Here is a 20,154-nt window from a genome sequence, read left to right as displayed (position 1 = left end):
TCACATGAGACGTGTCACCGCGGCCCGTGACCGCGATCGCGCTTCAGTATTCGGCGCTGACTGAAACGGATAAATCACAAAGAATCGCACTGCTAGATCGCTTTCATCGATCCAATGCAACGAGAAGTCCGCGTTGACCGGACGCACGCCCGGCATGACGATCGCCTGATGCCCGCTGATGTCGTCTTCACCAACGCCTCGGTTTTCCTTCCGCAGGGCTCTGCCCCCGTGGATACCGTTGCCACCAGCGCCAATCGGATCATGGCGATGAGCCTCGGCGTCGACCGCGACCTCGTCGGTGACCGCACCGAGGTCATCGATCTCCGCGGCGCCACCCTGCTGCCCGGCTTCATCGACGCGCATGTCCACCCAGTGGCAGCCGGGATGGCTGCGCTGCGGTGCGACCTGTCGACACTTCCGCACGACCGGAGTGGCTACCGGACAAAGATCGCGGAGTACGCCGCTGCCCACCCCGACGAGAAGGTCGTCGCGGGCAGCGGGTGGTACGGCGACGCGTTCGAGAGCGGGTTTCCGCTCGCAGCCGACGTCGACGACGTGGTCGCCGACAGGCCGGTTGTGCTGTCGAGTCACGACGGTCACGGCGTGTGGACGAACAGTCGCGCCCTCGAACTCGCGGGAATCGACTCCGACACCCCGGACCCTGCGGGTGGCCGCATCGCGCGCGACGCAGACGGGCGCCCGACGGGAATGCTGTTCGAAAGTGCCGCGGATCTGGCCAACCGGCTCATACCGGCGGCCACGCCGGCGTTCCTGCGCGACGCCCTACTCGAAGCCCAGCGACGACTGCACGCGGTTGGCGTCACGGGCTGGCAGGACGCTGGTGTGGGCATTCCGGCCTTCGGGCTCACCGATATCCTCTCCACCTATCTCGATGCGGACGTGGCCGGTGAGCTGACGGCACGCGTGGTCGGCGCGCTGTGGTGGACCGCTGACGCCGGGATGACGCAACTCGATGAGATTCTCGAGCGCCGTGCCGCGGCCGGGCAGTCGCGATTCACCGCCACGACAGTGAAGGTCATGCAAGACGGCATCTGCGAGAACTGCACCGCGGCGATGCTCGCGCCCTACCTGGGGGCAGCGGAGACAGAGCTCACCGGCATGTCGTTCATCGACCCGGCCGAGCTCTCCGACATCACGACACGGCTTGCCGCCGAACGGTTTCAGATTCACATGCACGCCGTCGGCGATCGCGCGGTGCGTGAGTGTCTCGACGCTCTCGAGGCCGCGATACTGCCGAACCGCGGGTTCGACGGGCGGCATCAGATCGCACACCTCGACGTTGTCGATCCGGCCGACGTCTCCCGTTTCGGCGAATTGGGGGTGATCGCCAACATCCAGGCGCTGTGGGCGCGCCGGGATCTAGAGATCGTCGAACGCAAGCTACCTCTACTCGGACCCGAACGGGAGCCGTGGCACTTCCCGTTCGGCTCGTTGCACCGCAGCGGTGCTCGGCTGGCTATGGGTAGTGACTGGCCCGTCACCGACCCGAACCCGTTGTGGGCCATCCACACCGCTGTGCATCGAACCGGGACCCGCGCCGACCCACATGCCATCGGAGACGGCGTGTTCGATACCCCTTTGCAAGCGCAGCAGGCCATCGATCTGCGAACCGCGCTCGAGGCCTACACTGCCGGCTCCGCCTACGCCAACCACGACAATGATCGAGGCGTCATCGCCGTCGGGAAGATCGCCGATCTGGTTGCCCTCGACACCGATGTGTTCGCCGCCGACGACATCGGCACCGTGGGGATAACTCTCACGATGGTCGACGGGGCCATCGTGCATCGTCTCTGAGGATTCCCACATCTGCCCGCGTGAGCCTGCGCAGGTGTACGCGGCGCCGTACAAGCTCCTTGAGCAGTCCGCAGTCCGGCACTAGCAGAACTTCGACAACCCCACCGGCACCACCCCGGGGATACGGCGTCGGTACCGAACTGCAAGCAGGTCTGATCGGTGCCCCGGAACTTGAATTTCAACTATAGTTGTAACACTCTAACTTTAGTTGGAATACGGGAGGAGGCTACTGATGCAGTTGAACAAGCCGTTCACCACGGTGACGCCGACCCTGGACGGCGACGTGCTCGCTGTCCTCGCATCCGCCGAGGTGACGTTCACGATCTCTCAAATCCAGCGCATCATCACCACGGCGTCGGGTGAAGGCATCCGTAAGGTCCTCACCCGCCTCAGCGCCCAGGGGGTGGTGCTGCACGATCAGGTGGGCCGGACCAACACCTACCGACTCAACACCGAACACGTTGCAGCCGAGCCGATCATGGCGCTGTCACGGCTGGCCTCCACGTTCCTCGCGCGCCTCGAAGCGCACCTGGACGAATGGGGTGCCGAGCTCAGGTACGCCGCCGTGTTCGGCTCGGCGGCGACGGGGCGGATGCGCCTCGACAGTGACATCGACCTGTTCCTGGTGCGCGCCACCGACCACGGCGCAGACGCCGACGCGTGGGAGCAACGGGTGACCGAACTCGGTCGACTGGTCACCGCGTTGACCGGAAACGACGGCCGCATCGTCGAGTACACCGAGGACGAACTCCGCGTCGCGGCGGCGACTGGCGAGCCTCTGCTCAATGACGTGTCCAAACAGGGCCTGACCATCGCCGGCACACGGGCCTGGCTCAATAAGCAGCTGCGCGTGGCCGACAAGGCTGCTCCGATGACGAGGTCCTGATGGCTGGACAACGCGACTGCAACTCGGTGGTCACCGCAGGGCGCCTGTCGAAAGCGACCGAGTTCTTCGAGCTCGCCGAACTCAGGGAAGATACGCACCCCAATGCCGCCGGCGATCTGTACGTCGACGCGGGCATCACTGCCTCCGACGTGATCTGCTGCGTGCGTCTCGGCGTGCACTCGAACACCGGCAAGCACAACGAAGCCGTCGCCCTCGTGAAGAAAGCAGACAGCGGATCCGAGCGGCACCTGAGCACGCTGCTGAGCTTGAAGAACAAGGCCGCGTACACGCATCAAAATCTCAGCTCGGCGGAGCTGAAGAAGATGAACCGCGCCGCGGATCACCTGGTGGAGAAGGCCAGGCGACTGGTGGCGTCGCGCACCTGACTTGCAACGGTGAGCAGCCCCAGCCGAGTCGGCTGGGGCTGCCTTCTGTTCCTAGCTGCTACAGCACCGCGCTCGGCACGCCGGCGGTATCCGCAGCGGGCTGCACTCCTGGTGCGTTCCCGTCCACCGGGCCGGTCGGAGCACCCGTGGCGTCCGGCACTGCGTGCGGTGACCTGCTTGCCCGGATCCTGTCCTGGCAGGAGGCGCCGGGCCCGCCTGCGGCTGCTCGCTGATGTACTACTCCGCCGCGGCGCTCATGATCTGGTCGATCTTTGGGAACTTCGTCATGCCGTTGAACCACTCCGCCGCAGCCGCCGCCACCTCGGGCGTGCTCAACGCCAGCGCCGCGAGAGTCGTTCCGTCCCAGACGGACCCGTACCGAGCGTCCTCCTGGCTGAACACGTCCCGCTCAGCCGGGGTGATCTGCTGGTCGCACTCCTCCACGCCCGCGACGTCTTTGGCGTCGCGCATCAACATGAAGGGCGACTCCCCGTCGCGCGCCGGACACTCTTCGTATCGATCACACCAGCCAGTTGCCAACCAGCCGGTCCGAGGATCACACACAGCAAGGTGACACCTGTACACCGCGAGACCGCTTACCGCGCGCCGCGTTGTACGCATCGATCGCGTCCTGCAACGTCGTGAACCGGCGCTTCTGGTGCTGCCGATTGCCGTCGGTCTTTCCGGCCTCGATCCGCATCTCGTAGCGGCCAGAGCCGCTGGACGTGGTGACGACCTTGACGTAGTCGGGGATCCGAGCCATGGCGAGGAAGAGTGGGACCGATAAGCGAGGTTGAGTGTCAACTCGTTCAACACGCCGATTACTCAACGGATCACCTAGATACAAAGAAACCCGCTCCGACACTGGTCAGAGCGGGTTTTTCCAGTCGGGCTGACAGGATTTGAACCTGCGACCACTTGACCCCCAGTCAAGTGCGCTACCAAGCTGCGCCACAGCCCGCGTGCTTCCCGGGATCGCCGGTCAGCGGTCGAAAGCTTACAGCAGGGTTACCCCCACCTCCCAACCGCGTCGCCGCGTCCCGGGCGGGTATCACTGATCGATGAGTGACACTCCCCTGTGGCTGTTCGCGGACCAGCTCGGCCCGGCCGTCTACGGTGGCGAGCACGCCCACCGCGAGGTCCTGCTGGTCGAGGCGACCTCGGCTTTGTCGAAGCGTCGCTATCACCGCCAGAAGCTGCACCTCGTCCTCTCGGCGCTGCGCCACGCCGAACGCGACCTCGGCGACCGTGCGACCCTGCTCAAGGCCGACTCGTACACCGACGCACTCGAGCAGTTCGGCCGCCCCGTGCTCGTGCACCAGCCCACCTCGCATGCCGCCGAGCGGTTCGTCAACCGGCTGCAGAAAGAGGGCCTCGTCGAAGAAGTGCTGCCGACGCCGACATTTGCGTTGCCGCGCAAGGACTTCGAAGAGTGGGCCGGCAACCGCACCCGCTTCCGCATGGAGGATTTCTATCGCGACCAACGCCGCCGCTTCGACGTACTGATGGAGGGCTCCGACCCCGTCGGCAAGCGCTGGAACTACGACGAAGACAACCGGGAATCCCCGCCCAAGAAGCAGGCGAAGCTCGACGTACCCACCCCCTACAAGCCTCGCGAGGACGACATTGACGAGCAGGTCCGCCACGACCTCGACGCGATGGACCTCGACACCGTCGGCACCGACGGTCCGCGCCTGTTCGCCGTCACCCCCACCGAAGCCAAGCGTGCGCTCAAACGCTTCATCGACCATCGGCTGGAACTGTTCGGCCGCTACGAAGACGCGATGATGGGCGGCGACTGGGCCATGTCGCACTCGCTGCTGTCGGTTCCACTGAACCTCGGCGTGCTGCACCCTCTCGACGCCGTCGAAGCCGCCGAGCAGGCCTACCGCGACGGGAACGCTCCGCTGGCCGCCACCGAGGGATTCATCCGGCAGATCCTCGGCTGGCGCGAATACATGTGGCATCTCTACTGGCACTTCGGCCCCGACTACACGAAGAAGAACGAGCTGAAAGCGCACACCAAGCTCCCGCAGTGGTGGGCCGACCTCGACGCCGACTCCGTCACCGCGGCCTGCCTGCACGACGCCCTCGCAGGGGTCCGCGACCGCGGCTGGTCCCACCACATCCAGCGGCTGATGATCCTGGGCAGCCACGCCCTACAGCGTGGCTACCGACCGGACCAGCTGACCGAGTGGTTCGCCACCGCCTACGTCGACGGGTTCCGCTGGGTGATGCCCACCAACGTCGTCGGGATGAGCCAGCATGCCGACGGTGGCCTTCTGGCCACCAAGCCCTACACCTCGGGCGGCGCCTACATCAACAAGATGAGCGACCACTGCGGGGACTGCGCCTTCGACCCGAAGAAACGGCTCGGCGACGACGCCTGCCCCTTCACCGCCGGCTACTGGGCCTTCACACACCGCCACAAAGATCTGCTCGCCAAGAACATGCGCACCCGGCGCGCGGTGTCGTCGATGGAGCGCCTCGGCGACCTCGACGCCGTCCTCGAGCAGGAGTCAGCGCGGGAGCACTTCTGAGTCGGCCGCCGATACCGGAACTGTCTTCGGTGCCCGCGACGCCCGCCAGGCGTAGACCACCAGCGACACCCACGCCACCACGATGAGCGTGTAGATGGCCGTCGACCACGGCCAGTGAATGTCGAAGAAGTGCACCAACTTCTGGCTGTTCGTCAGCACGATGACCCCGCCCACACCAGTGCCCAGCAGCGCCGGGCTGATGCGGCTCACCAGCCACGCCGCGATCGGCGCGGCGATCACCCCGCCCACCATCAACCCGACCACCACCGGCCAGTTCTGGAAGAACTCGTCGCGCAGCCCGATCAGGAACCCGATCGACGCCGACACCGACACCAGGAACTCCGATGCGCTGACCGAGCCGATGACGGTGCGCGGCGCGGTCTTTCCTCGCGACAGCAGCGTGCTCGTCGTGACGGGGCCCCACCCGCCGCCGCCGGACGCATCGATGAACCCGCCGAAGAGACCAAGCGGGGCAAGGAACTTCGCTCCGTGCCTGGTGCCCTGTCCGCCGATCGCCAGCGGGGTGCGCAGCGAGAAGCGCAGCAGCACGTACACACCGATCGCCATCAGGATCGCGGCCATCAGAGGCGCCGCATGCTCTGTTGACAGCGATGACAGCACGGTCGCGCCGAGGAACGCCCCGATCGCGCCTGGTACACCGAGTTTGGCGACCAGCGGCCAGTCGATGTTCTTGAATCGCCAGTGCGAGAGCCCGGACGCGAGCGTCGTGCCCACCTCGGCGAGGTGCACCGCCGCGCTGGCCTGCGCAGCGCCGACGCTGGAGAGCACCAGCAATGTGGTGGCCGTGACACCGAAGGCCATCCCCAATGCGCCGTCGACGAGTTGGGCGCCGACACCGACGAGGGTAAAGATCAGAAGAGAACGCATGGCTGCTTTCGAATGCGGTCACACGGGGTGGCCGGTCGGACAGGGGGGCGCGGCGTCAGGGACGCCGACAACACCACTCGTCGAAAGCCATCAGGCGGCGCGACGGCCAGAAGGGCTCGAGAGCCCACGCCTCGGACGGCGCAACCGCCGCCGGCACGTGCTCGATCATCGACAACCCCATCCCCTGATCAGACCCGGTCAGCCTACACAGTCAACAACCGGTACAGCCCGATCAATCCCACCACGACGATCACCGCGCGGAGTGCATTCGGGGACAGTCGCCGGCCGTAGTGCGAGCCCAGGAACCCGCCGATCAGCGACCCGATCGCGATCAGCCCGGCGGCCGCCCAGCTGATCCGATCGAACGCCACGACCGTGTAGGCGATGGCCGCGACGATGTTGACCAGTAGCGAGAGCAGGTTCTTGGCGGCGTTCATCCGCTGCATGTCCTCGGGCAGCAACGCCCCCATCACCGCAACCAGCAGGATGCCCTGCGCCGCGGTGAAGTAGCCGCCGTAGACGCCGACCGCGAACGTCAACGCGACCAGTGCGGTCATCCGGGCCGCGGAGACATGGTCGGCGGACTCACCCTTGGCTTCGGCGCGCCGACGCGCCCAGGCCTGGATTCGCGGCCCGATCACCACGAGCACCAGAGCCAGCACCAGAAGGACCGGCACGACGGTGAGGAACACCTTTTCCGGCAGGTGCAGCAGCAGCCAGGCACCACCGCCCGCGCCGAGCAGCGACGCGGGGATCTGCCAACGCAGTCGGCGCCACTGTCCGCGCAGCTCCCGGCGGTAGCCCCAGGTGCCCGAGACGCCGCCGGCGACGAGGCCGACCGCGTTGGACATCGTGGATGTCACCGGCGGATAGCCCAGCGCCACCAGCGTGGGGAAGGTGATGAGGGTGCCGGAGCCGACGAGCGCATTGATCGCCCCCGCTCCGACGCCCGCCAGGGCGATCAGGATCATGTCGACGACGGGCACTTGCGCCACCCTATCGGCGCTTGGGGCCTCTCTTTTCACGCACCCGGACGTTGATGCGGACCGGGCTGCCGTCGAAGCCGAACGTCTCCCGCAGCCGGCGCTCCAGGAACCGGCGGTACCCGGCCTCCAAGAACCCGGATGTGAACAGCACGAACGTCGGTGGGCGGGTGGCGGCCTGGGTGGCGAACAGGATGCGCGGCTGCTTGCCGCCCCGCACCGGCGGCGGCGTCGCGGCGACGATCTCCTTGAGGAACGAGTTCAGCTGTCCCGTCGTGATCCGCTTGTCCCAGGAGGCCAGCGCCGTCTCCAGCGCGGGCACCAGCTTCTGCACCGCCCGGCCTGTCTTGGCCGAGATGTTGACCCGGGGCGCCCACTGGATCTGAGCCAGCTGCAGGTCGATCTCGCGGTCGAGCAGATACCGACGGTCCTCGTCGACCAGGTCCCACTTGTTGAACGCCAGCACCAGCGCGCGGCCGGCCTCGACCACCATCGCCAGCACCCGCTGATCCTGCTCGGTCAGCGGTTGGGAGGCGTCGATCAGCACGATCGCGACCTCGGCGGCGTCGATCGCGCCGTGGGTACGCACCGACGCGTAGAACTCGTGGCCGCTGGCCTGACCCACCTTGCGTCGCAGCCCGGCGGTGTCGACGAACCGCCAGAGCTTGCCCTCCATCTCGATGAGCGAGTCGACCGGGTCGACGGTGGTGCCGGCGACGTCGTGCACAACGGACCGTTCGTCCCCCGAGAGCCGGTTGAGCAGCGAGGACTTGCCGACGTTCGGCTTGCCGACGAGTGCCACACGGCGCGGTCCCCCGCCGCTGCCGCCGACCTCGGACAGGGCGGGCAGCTCCTCGAGCACCGCGTCGAGCAGGTCGGCGACACCGCGGCCGTGCATGGCGCTGATCGGATGCGGCTCCCCGAGCCCCAGCGACCACAGCGCCGCCGCATCGGCCTCGCCGCGATCGTTGTCCACCTTGTTGGCGGCCAGGAACACCGGCTTGCCGGAGCGCTGCAAGATCTTCGCGGCGGCCTCATCGGCGCTCGTGGCGCCGACCACCGCGTCGACCACGAACACGATCGCGTCGGCGGTGCGCATCGCGACCGCCGCCTGATCGGCGACCAGCTGCTGCAAGCCCTTCGCGTCGGGCTCCCACCCGCCGGTGTCCTGCACGACGAACCGCCGGCCCGACCAGGACGCGTCATAGGAGACGCGGTCACGGGTGACGCCGGGGATGTCCTGCACGACGGCCTCTCGTCGACCGAGGATGCGGTTCACCAGGGTCGATTTCCCGACGTTGGGGCGACCGACGACGGCCAGCACCGGCGGCGGCGCCGAGGCCTCTTCGATTGCCTCGCTGATGTCCTCGCTGCCGACCTCCCAGTCGCCTTCGTCGAACCAGACGCCGTCTCCGTCACTCATCTGATCGCACCGGCTTTCTGTTCGACCAGTGCGGTCAGATGGCCGATCACCTGGTCTTGGGTCATGTCGCTGGTGTCGACCACCAGCGCGTCGTCGGCGGCGCGCAACGGCGACACCGCACGGGTGGAGTCGAGGTGGTCGCGGCGGCGGACGTCGGCGAGCACAGCGTCGAAGTCGTCGCGCAGCCCGGATGCGACGTTCTGATCGTTGCGTCGTCGCGCCCGCTCTTCGGCCGAGGCGGTCAAGAAGATCTTGACGTCGGCATCGGGCAGCACGACGGTGCCGATGTCGCGGCCCTCCACGACGACCGGCCCAGCGCCGTCGGCGAGGTTGCGTTGCAGCGCGACCAGCCGGGCGCGCACCTCGGGAACCGCCGAGACCGCCGACACCGCCTTGGTCACCGCGTCGCCGCGGATCTCGGCCGAGACGTCCTCACCTTCCAGGAAGGACCGGTCCTCGGCAGGGTCGTGCCCGACCGCCATGTCGGTGTTCTGCACCGCCGCCGCGATCGCCGTCGGATCGTCGAGGTCGACTCCCTGGCGCAGCGCGCTCAACGTGACGATGCGGTACATCGCCCCGGTGTCCAGATAGCGGGCTTGCAGCGCAGTCGCCAAACCTCTTGCCACGGTGGACTTTCCGGTGCCGGCCGGGCCGTCGATCGCGATCACCACCGGACGGGTCACAATCCCACCGCCTTGTACAGCTCGCCGATCTCCTTCTGCGTCAACACCCGGATGCTGCCCGGTCGCTGCTCGCCGAGGGTGACCGTGCCGATGTCGGTGCGCACCAGCTCCTGGACGGGGAACCCGACCTCGGCCAGCAGCCGTCGCACGATGTGCTTGCGGCCTTCGTGCAGCGTCACTTTCACCAGCGATCGACCCGGCACCGTGTCCACGACGGCGAAGTCGTCCACCCGGACCGGCCCGTCGTCCAACTCGACACCGGCGCGCAGCTTGTTACTCAATCCCTTTGGGACACTGCCCATCACGGTGGCCAGATACGTCTTGGGCACCTCGAAGGACGGGTGCATCAGGCGGTGGGCGAGCTCACCGTCGTTGGTGAGCAAAAGCAGACCCTCGGTGTCGGCGTCGAGCCGGCCGACATGGAAGAGGCTCTTGTTTCCGCGGACCCGGTGCTCGACGAGGTCTCCCACACAGGGGCGTCCACGATCGTCGGACATCGTGGAATGCATGCCGCGGGGCTTGTTGATCGCCAGGTACACCCGCTCGTCGTCGATGGCGATCCGCGCACCGTCGACCCGGATCACCGAGTTCTGCGGATCCACGCGCGTTCCGAGTTCGGTGACGATGAGGCCGTCGACCTCGACCCGGCCGTCACGGATCATCTTCTCCGCCACCCGCCGGGACGCGATCCCGGCCTGGGACAACACTTTCTGCAGGCGGACGCCCTCGTCGTCGCTCATCGTCACTCCCGTTCCGCGTCGACGTCGATCGCGGCGCCGGATTCGGACCCCGATGGGGACGCAGACGCCCCGCTGAGTTTCATGAAACGTGGCTCCTCGTCCAGGTTTTCGCTGATGTCGTCGATCACGTCCACATTGGGCAGCAGCGGTGCGATGTCAGGCAGGTCGGTCAGCGACGACAACCCGAGGCGTTCGAGGAACAGCTCGGTGGTGGCGAAGGTGACCGCACCGGAATCGGGATCGGTGCCGGCCTCGGTGATCAGCCCGCGGGCGATCAGGGTCCGGATCACCGCGTCGACGTTGACGCCGCGTACCGCGCTCACCCGAGCCCGGGTCACCGGCTGACGGTAGGCGATCACGGCCAGGGTCTCCAGTGCGGCCCGGGTCAGTCGCGTCCGGGCTCCGTCGAGCAACAGCTTCTCCACGTACGGCGCATATCGCGCGCGGGTGTACATCCGCCACCCACCGCCAGCTTCCCGCAGATCGATCCCGCTACCCCGGGCCGCGAACCCGTCGGCCAGCACCTGCAACCGCTCGGCGACGCGCGCCGCCGGAGCCTCGGTGGCCGTCGCCAACGCGTCGACGGGGACCGGGGTGTCGACGACCAGCAGAAGCGACTCAAGGACCGCGTCGAGTTCGGTGTCCGAGAGCTCGACGACGTCGCGTTCAGGGTCGCCGAGCTCGGCCTCGACGTGGTCAGCGTCAGGCTCGGTATCCGGCTCGGTGTCCGGCGACATTTCTTCAGTCATCGTTTATCGTTCCCGCGCTATTCGGCGTCCGCGGTCGCCAACTGCTCGCTGTCAGGCCGCTCCCCGGTCCAGGAAATCTGGAGCACGCCCAGCGGTTCTGACTGGTCGAATGCTACCGCCCTGGCGCGGAACAACTCGAGCAGCGCCAAGAAGCGCGCGACGATCTCCATCGGCACCTGACAGTCGGCCACCAAGTCGGAGAACGAGGCCCACTCGCCGATCCCCCTGTCCTCCAGCAGCGTCATCAGGTTGGCGGCCTGTTCGGGCACCGACACCGGGACCTGGTGCAGGTGGTCCAGCCCCACCGTCGGCACGGGGCGGGGGGTGAACGCGGCGGCCGCGATCTCGGCGAAGCGGGCCGCATCCACCCCGAGCATCACCTCGGGCAGCAGGTCGGCGAAGCGGTCTTCGAGCGCGACGGCGCGCGGGTAGCTGCGCAGCGCCGCGGACTCTAGTTCGGCGAACATCTCGGCGACGTGCTTGAACGCCCGGTACTGCAGCAGCCGGGCGAACAGCAGGTCGCGGACCTCCAGCAGCGCGAGATCGTCCTCGTCGTGGACGTCACCGGCCGGCAGCAGCCGGGCCGCCTTCAGATCGAGCAGCGTCGCGGCGACCACCAGGAACGAGGTGGTCTCGTCAAGACCCAGCTTGCTGCCGATCTCCTTGGTGTAGGCGATGAACTCGTCGGTGACCTGGTGCAGCGCCACCTCGGTGACGTCGAGCCGGTGCGCGAAGATCAGCTGGAGCAGCAGATCGAACGGGCCCTCGAAATTGCTCAGCCGTACCTGGAACCCGGTGGGCTCGCTCACGCGCCGAACCGGTGGATGACCTCGCGCGCCAACGCCCGATATGCCTCGGCCCCATTGGATTTCGGCGCCCACGTGGTGATCGGTTCGCCGGCCACGCTGGTCTCGGGGAAGCGCACGGTGCGGGTGATCACGGTGTCGAACACCAGGTCGCCGAAGCGCTCGACCACCCGAGCCATGACCTCGCGGGAGTTGACGGTGCGCGGGTCGTAGCGGGTGATCAGGATCCCGCTGATCTCGAGCTTGGGGTTGAGCCGGTCGTGCACCTTCTCGACGGTGTCGGTGAGTAGGGCCAGCCCGCGCAGGGAGAAGTACTCGCACTCGGTCGGGATGATCACCCCGTCGCTGCAGGCCAGCCCGTTGACGGTGAGCAGCCCCAGCGACGGCTGGCAGTCGATCAGCACGTAGTCGTAGCGGTCGAGCACCGGGTAGAGCGCCCGCGCCAGCGACTGTTCCCGGCCGACCTCGTTGACCAGCTGGATCTCAGCGGCAGACAGGTCGATATTGCTGGGCACCAGATCGAGGCCGGGAACCCGGGTGGTGATCAACACCTGGTCGATCGACACCCGCGGTTCGACCAGCAGGTTGTAGACGGTGTTATCCAGCTCGTAGTGCGGAACGCCGAGTCCGGCGGACAACGCGCCCTGCGGATCGAGATCGACGAGCAGTACGCGTCGGCCGTACTCGGCGAGGGCCGCACCGAGGTTGATGGTCGAGGTGGTCTTGCCTACCCCGCCCTTCTGGTTGCACATCGCGATGACCGTGGCCGGGCCGTGGGAGGTCCGCGGCGGCGGTTCGGGAATCTGGCGGGGCAGCCTGCCGGTCAAGCCAGGGGTGGGCTCGGGCTCAGGGGCGCTCCCCGGCTCCGAGGTGGGCAGGCCGGTGTCATCGGTCATGCCGGACCGTCGCTGGTCAGGCAACCCTCTGGCATGGCGGACATCGCGGCAAGCTTAACGGGGAGTGCACGGTTGACGAGGCAGACCCGCAGGCAATACCGCGACGACGACGGAAAGTCGGCCACACCCGGTGCGCCTGCCGAACCCGTGAACTCGTCACGGTGCTTCGCTTTCAGCAAGGCGATCCCCGCGGGCCGTCGCCTGTCGCCACACGACGGGACAGTCCGCGCCGGTACCGGCGAGTCGTGCACAGAACATCTCTCGGCGTGTCGCAGCGCGCCAAAAGCTGCACATTATGCCTGTTGTTAGCCGTGATCTGCGGATCCATCCATAGTGCGAAACAAGATCATCGAAATCCGTTTCTCAGTGCCGATAAAGAGCAGTTTCGAATCTTCGACGGATTCACAGGAAATTGCCAGTGGCTTTGCTACTGTGCTGCCCGCGGGCCGAGAACATGGTCCCGAACTTCGACGAGGGGGCTGGCATGACAACGGGTGCGGGAACGACCAGGACATCGGCGCACGGCGGACGGCATCGCAAGAACCGGGCCGAACGACGTGCGCTGGCAAAGCGACTGGCCGGAGGTGCAGCGGTCAACGCCGCGCTCGCCGCCGGTGCGCTCGTGACGATGGGCACGGCCACGGCAGAAGCTGACACCACCCCCACCTCGGTGACGTGCACGCCCAGCGACGGCGCCGACTGCCCGAGCGCCTTCGGTCCCGCCGTCCACAGCGTCGGCGGTGTCGGCCCCCGCGCGCTGACCCTCGACGAGGCCGGGCCGGCCATTCGTCTGTTCGGGCCCGGCGGCGTGCTGATCGGCAATGGGCTCGACGCCACCGCACTCGATCCGTCCTGCACGGCGGGCTGCGTCGGCGGCAACGGCGGCCTGCTCTGGGGCAGCGGCGGCGCCGGAGCGTACGGCGGTGACGGTGGGAAGGCCGGCATGATCGGCGTCGGTGGCGCCGGCGGCGCCGGCACCCTGGACTACAACGAAGGCCGCGGCGGCACCGGCGGTGCCGCCGGCCTGTTCGGTACCGGAGGTACAGGCGGCGCGGGCGCGGCGGTGACCGCGACGGGGTCGAGCGCGGCGGTCGGCGCCGCCGGGGGCGCCGGCGGTGCGGGCGGAAAGCTGGCCGGTCGCGGCGGCGCAGGCGGTGCGGGCGGCGCGGCTACGTCGGAATCGGGTGACGCCGTGGGCGGGGCCGGCGGTGGCGGCGGTGCCGCGGGTCTGCTCGGCACCGGCGGAACGGGCGGAGTGGGCGGCACTGCCGAATCACTGGGCGGGGACCTGGTCGCCGGACCGCAGGTGCTGGTGAGCCGCACCTTCAACAGCCCAATCCTGCCGACGCGCCGATTCGATACCTACGAGACGCTCTTCACCGTGGTCGCCGGCACCGCCACGGGCGGTGCGGGCGGCACCGGCGGAGCAGGCGGATCACTGCTGGGTGACGGTGGGACCGGTGGACAGGGCGGCAATGCCCTCACGGTGTCCGGTGTCAACGCGGCCACCGGAGGCGACGGCGGGGCCGGCGGTATCGCGTCACTCCTCGGCGCCGGCGGCACGGGCGGTGCCGGCGGAGCAGGTGTGAACACCGGCAGTGATACCCGCATCGACACATTCACGCAGACCTTCAGCAAGCCTGCCTTCGGGGGCTCGTACTCGTTGTCGTCGACATCGCCGACCACCAGCACGACCGGTTTCACCGCCGGGGCGGGCACCGGCGGTGACGGTGGCGCCGGCGGGGACGCCGCGCTCGTCGGTTCCGGCGGCGCGGGCGGAGTCGGCGGGGCTGGCGTCTCGAACTCGACCACCACGGGCGTCGCAGGAACGGGTGGCACGGGCGGCGCCGGTGGCGCCGGCGGATCGGCCGCCGGCGACGGCGGTGCGGGCGGGACCGGCGGCGCCGGCTACGGCGACCTGCTCGGTATCGGTGGCGACGGCGGCGCCGGTGGATCGGCGGAAGGCAACGGGAGCTCCGGTGGCAGCGGCGGGACCGGCGGCCTGGGTACGTCCGACGGTGTCGGCGCCACCACGACGACCATCGAATTCCCCAGTGTCATCCGCGATTTCGTGGCCGACAACCTCACTGGCGGTATCGACATCCTTCCTGCGGCCGTGTCGGCATCCGGCGTCGGCGGCAACGGCACCGGCATCGGTGGAGCGGGTGGCGTCGGCGGTGACGGCAAGTCGTACGGCGGCGCAGGCGGAGCCGGCGGGGCGGCCGACGCGACACAGACCGCGATCGGCGGCGCCGGGGCGGCCGGCGGTAACGGTGCCGTGGCGGGAGGCCGCGGTGGTGACGGCGGCGCGGCGACCGCGGACGGCACCGCCGACGTCGAAGGAGCACTGCTGCGGATCCTCGGAATCACGGTCGGGACCGTCGCCGCCGATGGCATCGCCGTCGGTACGGCCACCGGTGGTGCGGGTGGATCCGGCGGCACCGGGTTGTTCGGAGGACGAGGTGGTGACGGCGGCGCAGGCAACGGAAACCTGACCGGCGTCGGCGGCGCAGGCGGCACCGGCGGCACCGACACCGAGGACACGGAGGTCGCCTTCGGCGGGCGCGGCGGCGACGGCGGTTCGGCGACCGGAGGGACCACCTTGGCTGATGCCAACCTCTCCGGCGGTGTCCCGCTGCTCGGGCTGTCGTTCGACGAGCAGGTGCCCCTGCCGGTCGGTCACGCGACGGCGGGACAGGGTGGCAATGGCGGAGACGGCAGCGTCGCCGGCGGTACGGGGGGTACCGGCGGCACCCGCTACCACTCGAATCCGTTCGACCTGCTCGACGACGATGCGCTGACCCAGCTGCTCTCTGCAGTGCTGGGCGGCGGCGGCATCGACTTCGACATCAGCCAGCTCGCCGGCATGATCTCGGCCGATGAGGCTGACGGTGGCAACGGCGGCTCGGGCGGGATCGTCGGCGGCAACGGCGGGACCGGCGGCAAGGGCGTCTTCGGAATCGGTGGCCTGCTCGGCCTCGCCGGTGATGGCCTCGACGTCGGCGAGCTCCTCGGCGGCCTCGAGATCGGCGGCGTTCCCGTCGGCGATCTGATCAGCGAGCTGGGCATCGACATCGGCTCGTTCACGATCGGGACCGGCGGCACGGGCGGTACGGGTGGCGACGGCGGCGTGTTCGGTGGCACCGGCGGCACGGGCGGCGGCACCGGCAACTTCATGGAAAGCCTGCCGTTCCTGACCACGATCATCGGCGTCGCCGGCAACGGCGGTGACGGCGGTGAGGGTGGCTCGGTCGGCGGCAACGGCGGGACCGGCGGCAACGGCGTCGCGCTCGGCATCTCCGCCGGCGGCGACGGTGGCAACGGCGGAAACGGCGACACCGCTGCGGGTTCGGGCGGCTCCGGCGGTTCGGCCATCGGCATCGTCGACGCAACCGGTGGAAACGGCGGAAACGGCGGGGATGCCACGACGTCCGGCGGTGCGGGCGGCAACGGCGGCGGAGCGGTCGCGGTCCTGTCAGGACAGGGCGGTGATGGCGGCGACGGCGGCTCGGGCACCCGCCCCGGACGCGGCGGCAACGGCGGCAGCAGCATCACCGTCACCGACGACAGCACCGGCGGCGACGGCGGCGATGGCGCCATCAGCACCGACGGCTCGACCGGATCGAACGGCGGCAGCGGCGGCTCCGCGGTGAGCATCTCGGGCGACAGCGATGGCGGCGACGGCGGAGATGGCGCCGACGGCACCACCCGCGGTGGCCGCGGTGGAGACGGCGGCTCCGGATCGAGCGCCGAGGGAACCGGCACCGGCGGTGACGGCGGCAACGGTGGCTCACCCGACGGGCGCGGCGGCTCCGGTGGCCGGGGCAGCGATACGCGCGGGAACGCGGGGACTTCGGGCTCGGATTCGGGTTCGTCGAGCTCGCGATCGTCGAACGCGGGCTCGAGCACGGGATCGTCCGACTCGGACTGACGCCGATACGCGAGGTGTGGGGCTAGCGGGCCCGCGGATGCGCGCCCGCCCACACCTCGCGTAGTGCGTTGACGGTCACCATCGTGTAGATCTGCGTCGTCGTCACCGAGGCGTGGCCCAGCAGTTCCTGCACGACGCGCACGTCGGCGCCGCCGTCGAGAAGATGTGTGGCGAACGAGTGGCGGAGGACGTGCGGGGAGACGGCCGCGGTGATGCCGGCGCGATCGGCGGCGTCCTGGAGCACCTGCCACGCGCTCTGCCGGGACAGGCGCCCGCCGCGCGCGTTGAGGAAGATCGCGGGAACACCTCTGCCCCGGCGGGCCAGGTCCGGCCGGGCCCGCACCAGGTAGGCGTCCAGCGCGGCGACCGCGGGCCGGCCGATCGGGATGAGCCGCTGTTTACCGCCCTTGCCGTGCAGCAGCACCGAGCGGGCGTGCAGGTCGATGTCGTCGACGTCCAGGCCGACGGCCTCCGAGATGCGCGCGCCGGTCGAGTAGAGCAGCTCCAGCAGCGCCCGGTTCCGCAGCGTCAACGGCCCGTCCGCCTCGCTGTCTCCTCCCGCAGCCTCGAGCAGCGCCAGCACCTCGTCCAGCGTCAGGCTCTTGGGCAGCCGCCGGCTCGGGGTGGGCGGTTTCACCTGACGGGCGACGTCGAGCGTGGCGATGCCCTCCGCGGCGGCGAAGCGGTGCAGGCCGCGCACCGCGATCAGGGCACGCGCCGCCGAGACCGCCGACAGCGCGGGCACACCGTTGTCGGGATCGCCCCGGCGCAGCGCGACGAGGAACTCGCTCACGTCGGGCTCGGTGGCGGCCGCCAGATCGGCGACCCCGCGGGAGGACAGGTGCTCGACGTAGCGGCGCAGATCCCGGCGGTACGAACTCAATGTGTTCGCGGCGGCGCCGCGTTCGATCGCCAGGTGATCGAGGTACCCCTGGATCTGTGCCTCGAGGGTGGAGCCGACAGACGAGAACGTCTGGGTCACGCAAGTCCCTTCCGCCGTGCGAACGCCGTGGGCCTGTCGGTCCACGGCGCGTCGACGGCGCGGAGCGCATCGATGCCGGGCATCGCATGCGCGGCCAGGATGCCGGCGACGGAGATCGAGTTGACGATCTCCCCCGAGTACACCCTGGCGACGGCGTCTTCGAGCGCGACACGCTCGACGACGAGGTCGGCTTCTTCGTGCTCGGCCTCCGGGCGGCCGATCTCGCGCAGCCCGGTCGCGAGGAACACTCGCACGCTCTCGTCGCTGAACCCCGCAGCGGTGTCGAGGTCGACCAGCGTGTGCCAGGTCTCGGCAGCCAGCCCGGCCTCCTCTTCGAGTTCCCGCGCCGCGGACACATGCGGCGGTTCCCCGCCCATGTCGAGCAGGCCGGCGGGCAACTCCCACAATCGGCGGCCGAACGGGTGCCGGTACTGGTAGACCAGCACGACGCGGCCGTCGTCGTCGAGGGCGACCACGGCCACCGCGCCGTAGTGCTCGACGATCTCGCGGCGCGCGCTCGATCCGCCCGGCATCCGAACCTCGTCAGCGCGCAGGGCGAAGATGTTGCCCACGTAGAGCGTCTCCGACGCCGCCACCGAGAAGTCGTGGTTGCCGGGGCCGTCACCCACGCGCGGGAGCGTCTTCCAGGGAGTGCTTGGCGCCGTTGGATTCCCGCTCGGACACCTCCGACACCTCAGGAGCCTCGGGGATATCCACGGGCAGCCGTTCGGCGTTCTTGTAGTCCAGCGACGCACCCACGAACGCGACGAACAACGGATGCGGCCGCGTCGGCCGGCTCTTGAGCTCGGGATGCGCCTGGGTGCCCACCAGGAACGGGTGCACCTCGGGGTCGTACTCGACGAACTCCACCAGGTGCCCGTCCGGTGACGTGCCCGAGAACCGCAGGCCGCTCTCGGAGATCTGCTCGCGGTAGGCGTTGTTGACCTCGTAGCGGTGCCGGTGCCGCTCGGACACCTCGGTCGACTGATATGCCTGCGCCACAATCGAATCCGGGGTCAGGACGGCCGGGTAGGCGCCCAGGCGCATGGTGCCGCCGAGGTCTGCTTCGCCCGCGACGATTTCCTGCTGGTCCGCCATCGTCGAGATCACCGGGTCAGGGGTGTCGGGGTCGAACTCGGCCGAGCTCGCCTCGGTCAGCCCCACCGACCGCGCGGCTTCGATCACGATGCACTGAAGTCCCAGGCACAGGCCGAGGACGGGCAGGCCACGGCGGCGGGCGTAGCGGATCGCGCCGATCTTGCCCTCGATGCCGCGGATGCCGAAGCCACCGGGGATCAGCACGCCGTCGACGTCGGCCAGAGCTGCGGCCGCGCCCGTGTCGGTATCGCAGTCGTCGGAGGGCACCCAGCGCATCTCGACCCGGGCGTGGTGGGCAAAACCTCCGGCGCGCAGCGCCTCGGCCACCGACAGGTAGGCGTCGGAGAGGTCGATGTACTTGCCCACCAGCGCGATCCGCACGGTCTCGCGTGGCTCGTGCACACGGCGCAGCAGGTCGTTCCACTGCGTCCAGTCCACGTCGCGGAACGGCAGATTCAGCCGGCGCACCACGTAGGCGTCGAGCTCTTCGCGATGCAGCACCCTGGGGATGTCGTAGATCGAGGGCGCGTCGGGGGTCGAGATGCAGCCGTCGATGTCGACGTCACACATCAGCGCGATCTTGTTCTTCAGCCCTTCGGGCACGTCCCGGTCGCAGCGCAGGATCAGCGCGTCGGGCTGGATGCCGATGCTGCGCAGTGCCGCCACCGAGTGCTGGGTCGGCTTGGTCTTGAGCTCACCGGAGGGCGCCATGTAGGGGATCAGCGAGCAGTGCAGGAAGAAGCAGTTCTCGCGCCCGACCTCGTGGCGCACCTGCCGGGCGGCCTCCAGGAACGGCAGCGACTCGATGTCGCCGACCGTGCCGCCGACCTCGGTGATCACCACATCGGGGCGGTTCCCGTCGGCGTCGGGCTCGGCCATGGCCAGCACCCGGTTCTTGATCTCGTCGGTGATGTGCGGGATCACCTGCACGGTGTCACCGAGGTATTCGCCGCGGCGCTCCTTGGCGATCACCGACGAATACACCTGTCCGGTGGTCACATTCGCGTATCCGGTGAGGTTGCGATCCAGGAAGCGCTCGTAGTGCCCGACATCGAGGTCGGTCTCGGCGCCGTCCTCGGTGACGAACACCTCACCGTGCTGGAACGGGTTCATCGTGCCCGGGTCGACGTTGAGGTAGGGATCCAGCTTCTGCATCGTCACCTGCAGGCCGCGCGCGGTGAGGAGCTGACCGAGGCTGGACGCCGTCAGACCCTTACCGAGAGAAGACACCACCCCACCGGTCACGAAGAGATGTTTGGTGGCGGTCTGCGGATGTTTACGCAGTGGCTTCGTTTGGCCTGGCACGGAACTCCACCCTAACAGCGACTGCGACGCCGCGTCACTGACA

At 68.9% G+C, this 20,154-nt stretch carries 18 protein-coding genes and 1 tRNA gene; 5 read left to right on the top strand and 14 right to left on the bottom strand.

The window, feature by feature from the left end; translation table 11 throughout:
• Positions 1-168: 168 nt before the first annotated feature.
• The 3 genes from ACZ50N_RS12765 to ACZ50N_RS12755 all read left to right on the top strand — a co-directional run bounded on the left by ACZ50N_RS12765 (position 169) and on the right by ACZ50N_RS12755 (position 3,087).
• Complete coding sequence (locus ACZ50N_RS12765; RefSeq protein WP_464475514.1) at positions 169-1,815, top strand: amidohydrolase; 1,647 nt, start codon at positions 169-171, stop codon at positions 1,813-1,815.
• Positions 1,816-2,047: 232 nt separating this feature from the next.
• Positions 2,048-2,701 (top strand): nucleotidyltransferase domain-containing protein, encoded by a 654-nt coding sequence (locus ACZ50N_RS12760; protein ID WP_464475513.1) that lies wholly within the window; start codon positions 2,048-2,050, stop codon positions 2,699-2,701.
• The gene (locus tag ACZ50N_RS12755; RefSeq protein ID WP_464475512.1) at positions 2,701-3,087 is read left to right on the top strand and encodes a hypothetical protein; all 387 of its coding nucleotides are present in this window, start codon (positions 2,701-2,703) and stop codon (positions 3,085-3,087) included. The genes ACZ50N_RS12760 and ACZ50N_RS12755 overlap by 1 nt, the downstream gene beginning before the upstream one ends.
• 237 nt (positions 3,088-3,324) lie before the next feature.
• Here ACZ50N_RS12755 and ACZ50N_RS12750 read toward each other — a convergent pair whose 3' ends face one another.
• The 3 genes from ACZ50N_RS12750 to ACZ50N_RS12740 form a co-directional block, all read right to left on the bottom strand.
• Positions 3,325-3,564, bottom strand: coding sequence for a hypothetical protein (locus ACZ50N_RS12750; protein ID WP_464475511.1), 240 nt, complete (start codon positions 3,562-3,564; stop codon positions 3,325-3,327).
• Between the two features lie 79 nt (positions 3,565-3,643).
• A complete protein-coding gene (locus ACZ50N_RS12745) occupies positions 3,644-3,850 on the bottom strand; it encodes a hypothetical protein (RefSeq protein ID WP_464475510.1) in 207 nt (68 codons plus the stop codon).
• A gap of 124 nt (positions 3,851-3,974) precedes the next feature.
• Positions 3,975-4,048: transfer RNA gene (locus ACZ50N_RS12740), tRNA-Pro, on the bottom strand.
• 100 nt (positions 4,049-4,148) lie between these two features.
• Between ACZ50N_RS12740 and ACZ50N_RS12735 the strand changes: the two genes are divergently transcribed.
• Positions 4,149-5,627 carry a cryptochrome/photolyase family protein gene (locus tag ACZ50N_RS12735; RefSeq protein ID WP_464475509.1) on the top strand — a complete coding sequence of 493 codons (1,479 nt, stop codon included), beginning with the start codon at positions 4,149-4,151 and terminating at the stop codon, positions 5,625-5,627.
• On the opposite strand, the gene ACZ50N_RS12730 is transcribed toward ACZ50N_RS12735, so the two are convergent.
• The 8 genes from ACZ50N_RS12730 to ACZ50N_RS12695 all read right to left on the bottom strand — a co-directional run bounded on the left by ACZ50N_RS12730 (position 5,607) and on the right by ACZ50N_RS12695 (position 12,795).
• Positions 5,607-6,515 (bottom strand): sulfite exporter TauE/SafE family protein, encoded by a 909-nt coding sequence (locus ACZ50N_RS12730; RefSeq protein WP_046363521.1) that lies wholly within the window; start codon positions 6,513-6,515, stop codon positions 5,607-5,609. The two genes, ACZ50N_RS12735 and ACZ50N_RS12730, sit on opposite strands and share 21 nt — an antisense overlap.
• A 203-nt stretch (positions 6,516-6,718) precedes the next feature.
• Positions 6,719-7,486: a sulfite exporter TauE/SafE family protein gene (locus ACZ50N_RS12725; protein WP_201778401.1), complete on the bottom strand. Its 768-nt coding sequence runs from the start codon at positions 7,484-7,486 to the stop codon at positions 6,719-6,721.
• Between the two features lie 25 nt (positions 7,487-7,511).
• Positions 7,512-8,921: a ribosome biogenesis GTPase Der gene (gene der, locus ACZ50N_RS12720; protein WP_046363520.1), complete on the bottom strand. Its 1,410-nt coding sequence runs from the start codon at positions 8,919-8,921 to the stop codon at positions 7,512-7,514.
• Positions 8,918-9,604, bottom strand: coding sequence for a (d)CMP kinase (gene cmk, locus ACZ50N_RS12715; protein ID WP_048424475.1), 687 nt, complete (start codon positions 9,602-9,604; stop codon positions 8,918-8,920). Before cmk ends, der begins: the two co-directional genes overlap by 4 nt.
• The gene (locus ACZ50N_RS12710; protein WP_048424476.1) at positions 9,601-10,344 is read right to left on the bottom strand and encodes a pseudouridine synthase; all 744 of its coding nucleotides are present in this window, start codon (positions 10,342-10,344) and stop codon (positions 9,601-9,603) included. Before ACZ50N_RS12710 ends, cmk begins: the two co-directional genes overlap by 4 nt.
• A 2-nt stretch (positions 10,345-10,346) precedes the next feature.
• Complete coding sequence (scpB, locus tag ACZ50N_RS12705) at positions 10,347-11,093, bottom strand: SMC-Scp complex subunit ScpB (RefSeq protein ID WP_048424477.1); 747 nt, start codon at positions 11,091-11,093, stop codon at positions 10,347-10,349.
• Between the two features lie 17 nt (positions 11,094-11,110).
• Positions 11,111-11,902 carry a segregation/condensation protein A gene (locus ACZ50N_RS12700; RefSeq protein WP_110797986.1) on the bottom strand — a complete coding sequence of 264 codons (792 nt, stop codon included), beginning with the start codon at positions 11,900-11,902 and terminating at the stop codon, positions 11,111-11,113.
• The gene (locus tag ACZ50N_RS12695) at positions 11,899-12,795 is read right to left on the bottom strand and encodes a ParA family protein (protein ID WP_046363516.1); all 897 of its coding nucleotides are present in this window, start codon (positions 12,793-12,795) and stop codon (positions 11,899-11,901) included. Before ACZ50N_RS12695 ends, ACZ50N_RS12700 begins: the two co-directional genes overlap by 4 nt.
• A 484-nt stretch (positions 12,796-13,279) precedes the next feature.
• On the opposite strand from ACZ50N_RS12695, the gene ACZ50N_RS12690 reads away from it, so the two are divergent.
• The gene (locus ACZ50N_RS12690; protein ID WP_464475508.1) at positions 13,280-16,726 is read left to right on the top strand and encodes a hypothetical protein; all 3,447 of its coding nucleotides are present in this window, start codon (positions 13,280-13,282) and stop codon (positions 16,724-16,726) included.
• 22 nt (positions 16,727-16,748) lie between these two features.
• Here the strand turns inward: ACZ50N_RS12690 and xerD are convergent, their stop codons facing one another.
• The 3 genes from xerD to ACZ50N_RS12675 are packed head-to-tail and all read right to left on the bottom strand — an operon-like array spanning position 16,749 to position 20,090.
• A complete protein-coding gene (gene xerD / locus ACZ50N_RS12685; protein WP_464475507.1) occupies positions 16,749-17,708 on the bottom strand; it encodes a site-specific tyrosine recombinase XerD in 960 nt (319 codons plus the stop codon).
• Positions 17,705-18,337, bottom strand: a complete 633-nt coding sequence (locus ACZ50N_RS12680) for an NUDIX domain-containing protein (protein WP_048424479.1) — start codon at positions 18,335-18,337, stop codon at positions 17,705-17,707. Before ACZ50N_RS12680 ends, xerD begins: the two co-directional genes overlap by 4 nt.
• The gene (locus ACZ50N_RS12675; RefSeq protein ID WP_464475629.1) at positions 18,330-20,090 is read right to left on the bottom strand and encodes a CTP synthase; all 1,761 of its coding nucleotides are present in this window, start codon (positions 20,088-20,090) and stop codon (positions 18,330-18,332) included. The genes ACZ50N_RS12680 and ACZ50N_RS12675 overlap by 8 nt, the downstream gene beginning before the upstream one ends.
• Positions 20,091-20,154: the final 64 nt, after the last annotated feature.

This window comes from Mycolicibacterium obuense (genome assembly GCF_055397605.1).
Note: the sequence above shows the minus strand (reverse complement) of the source record. Positions and strands in the feature narration are given on the sequence as shown.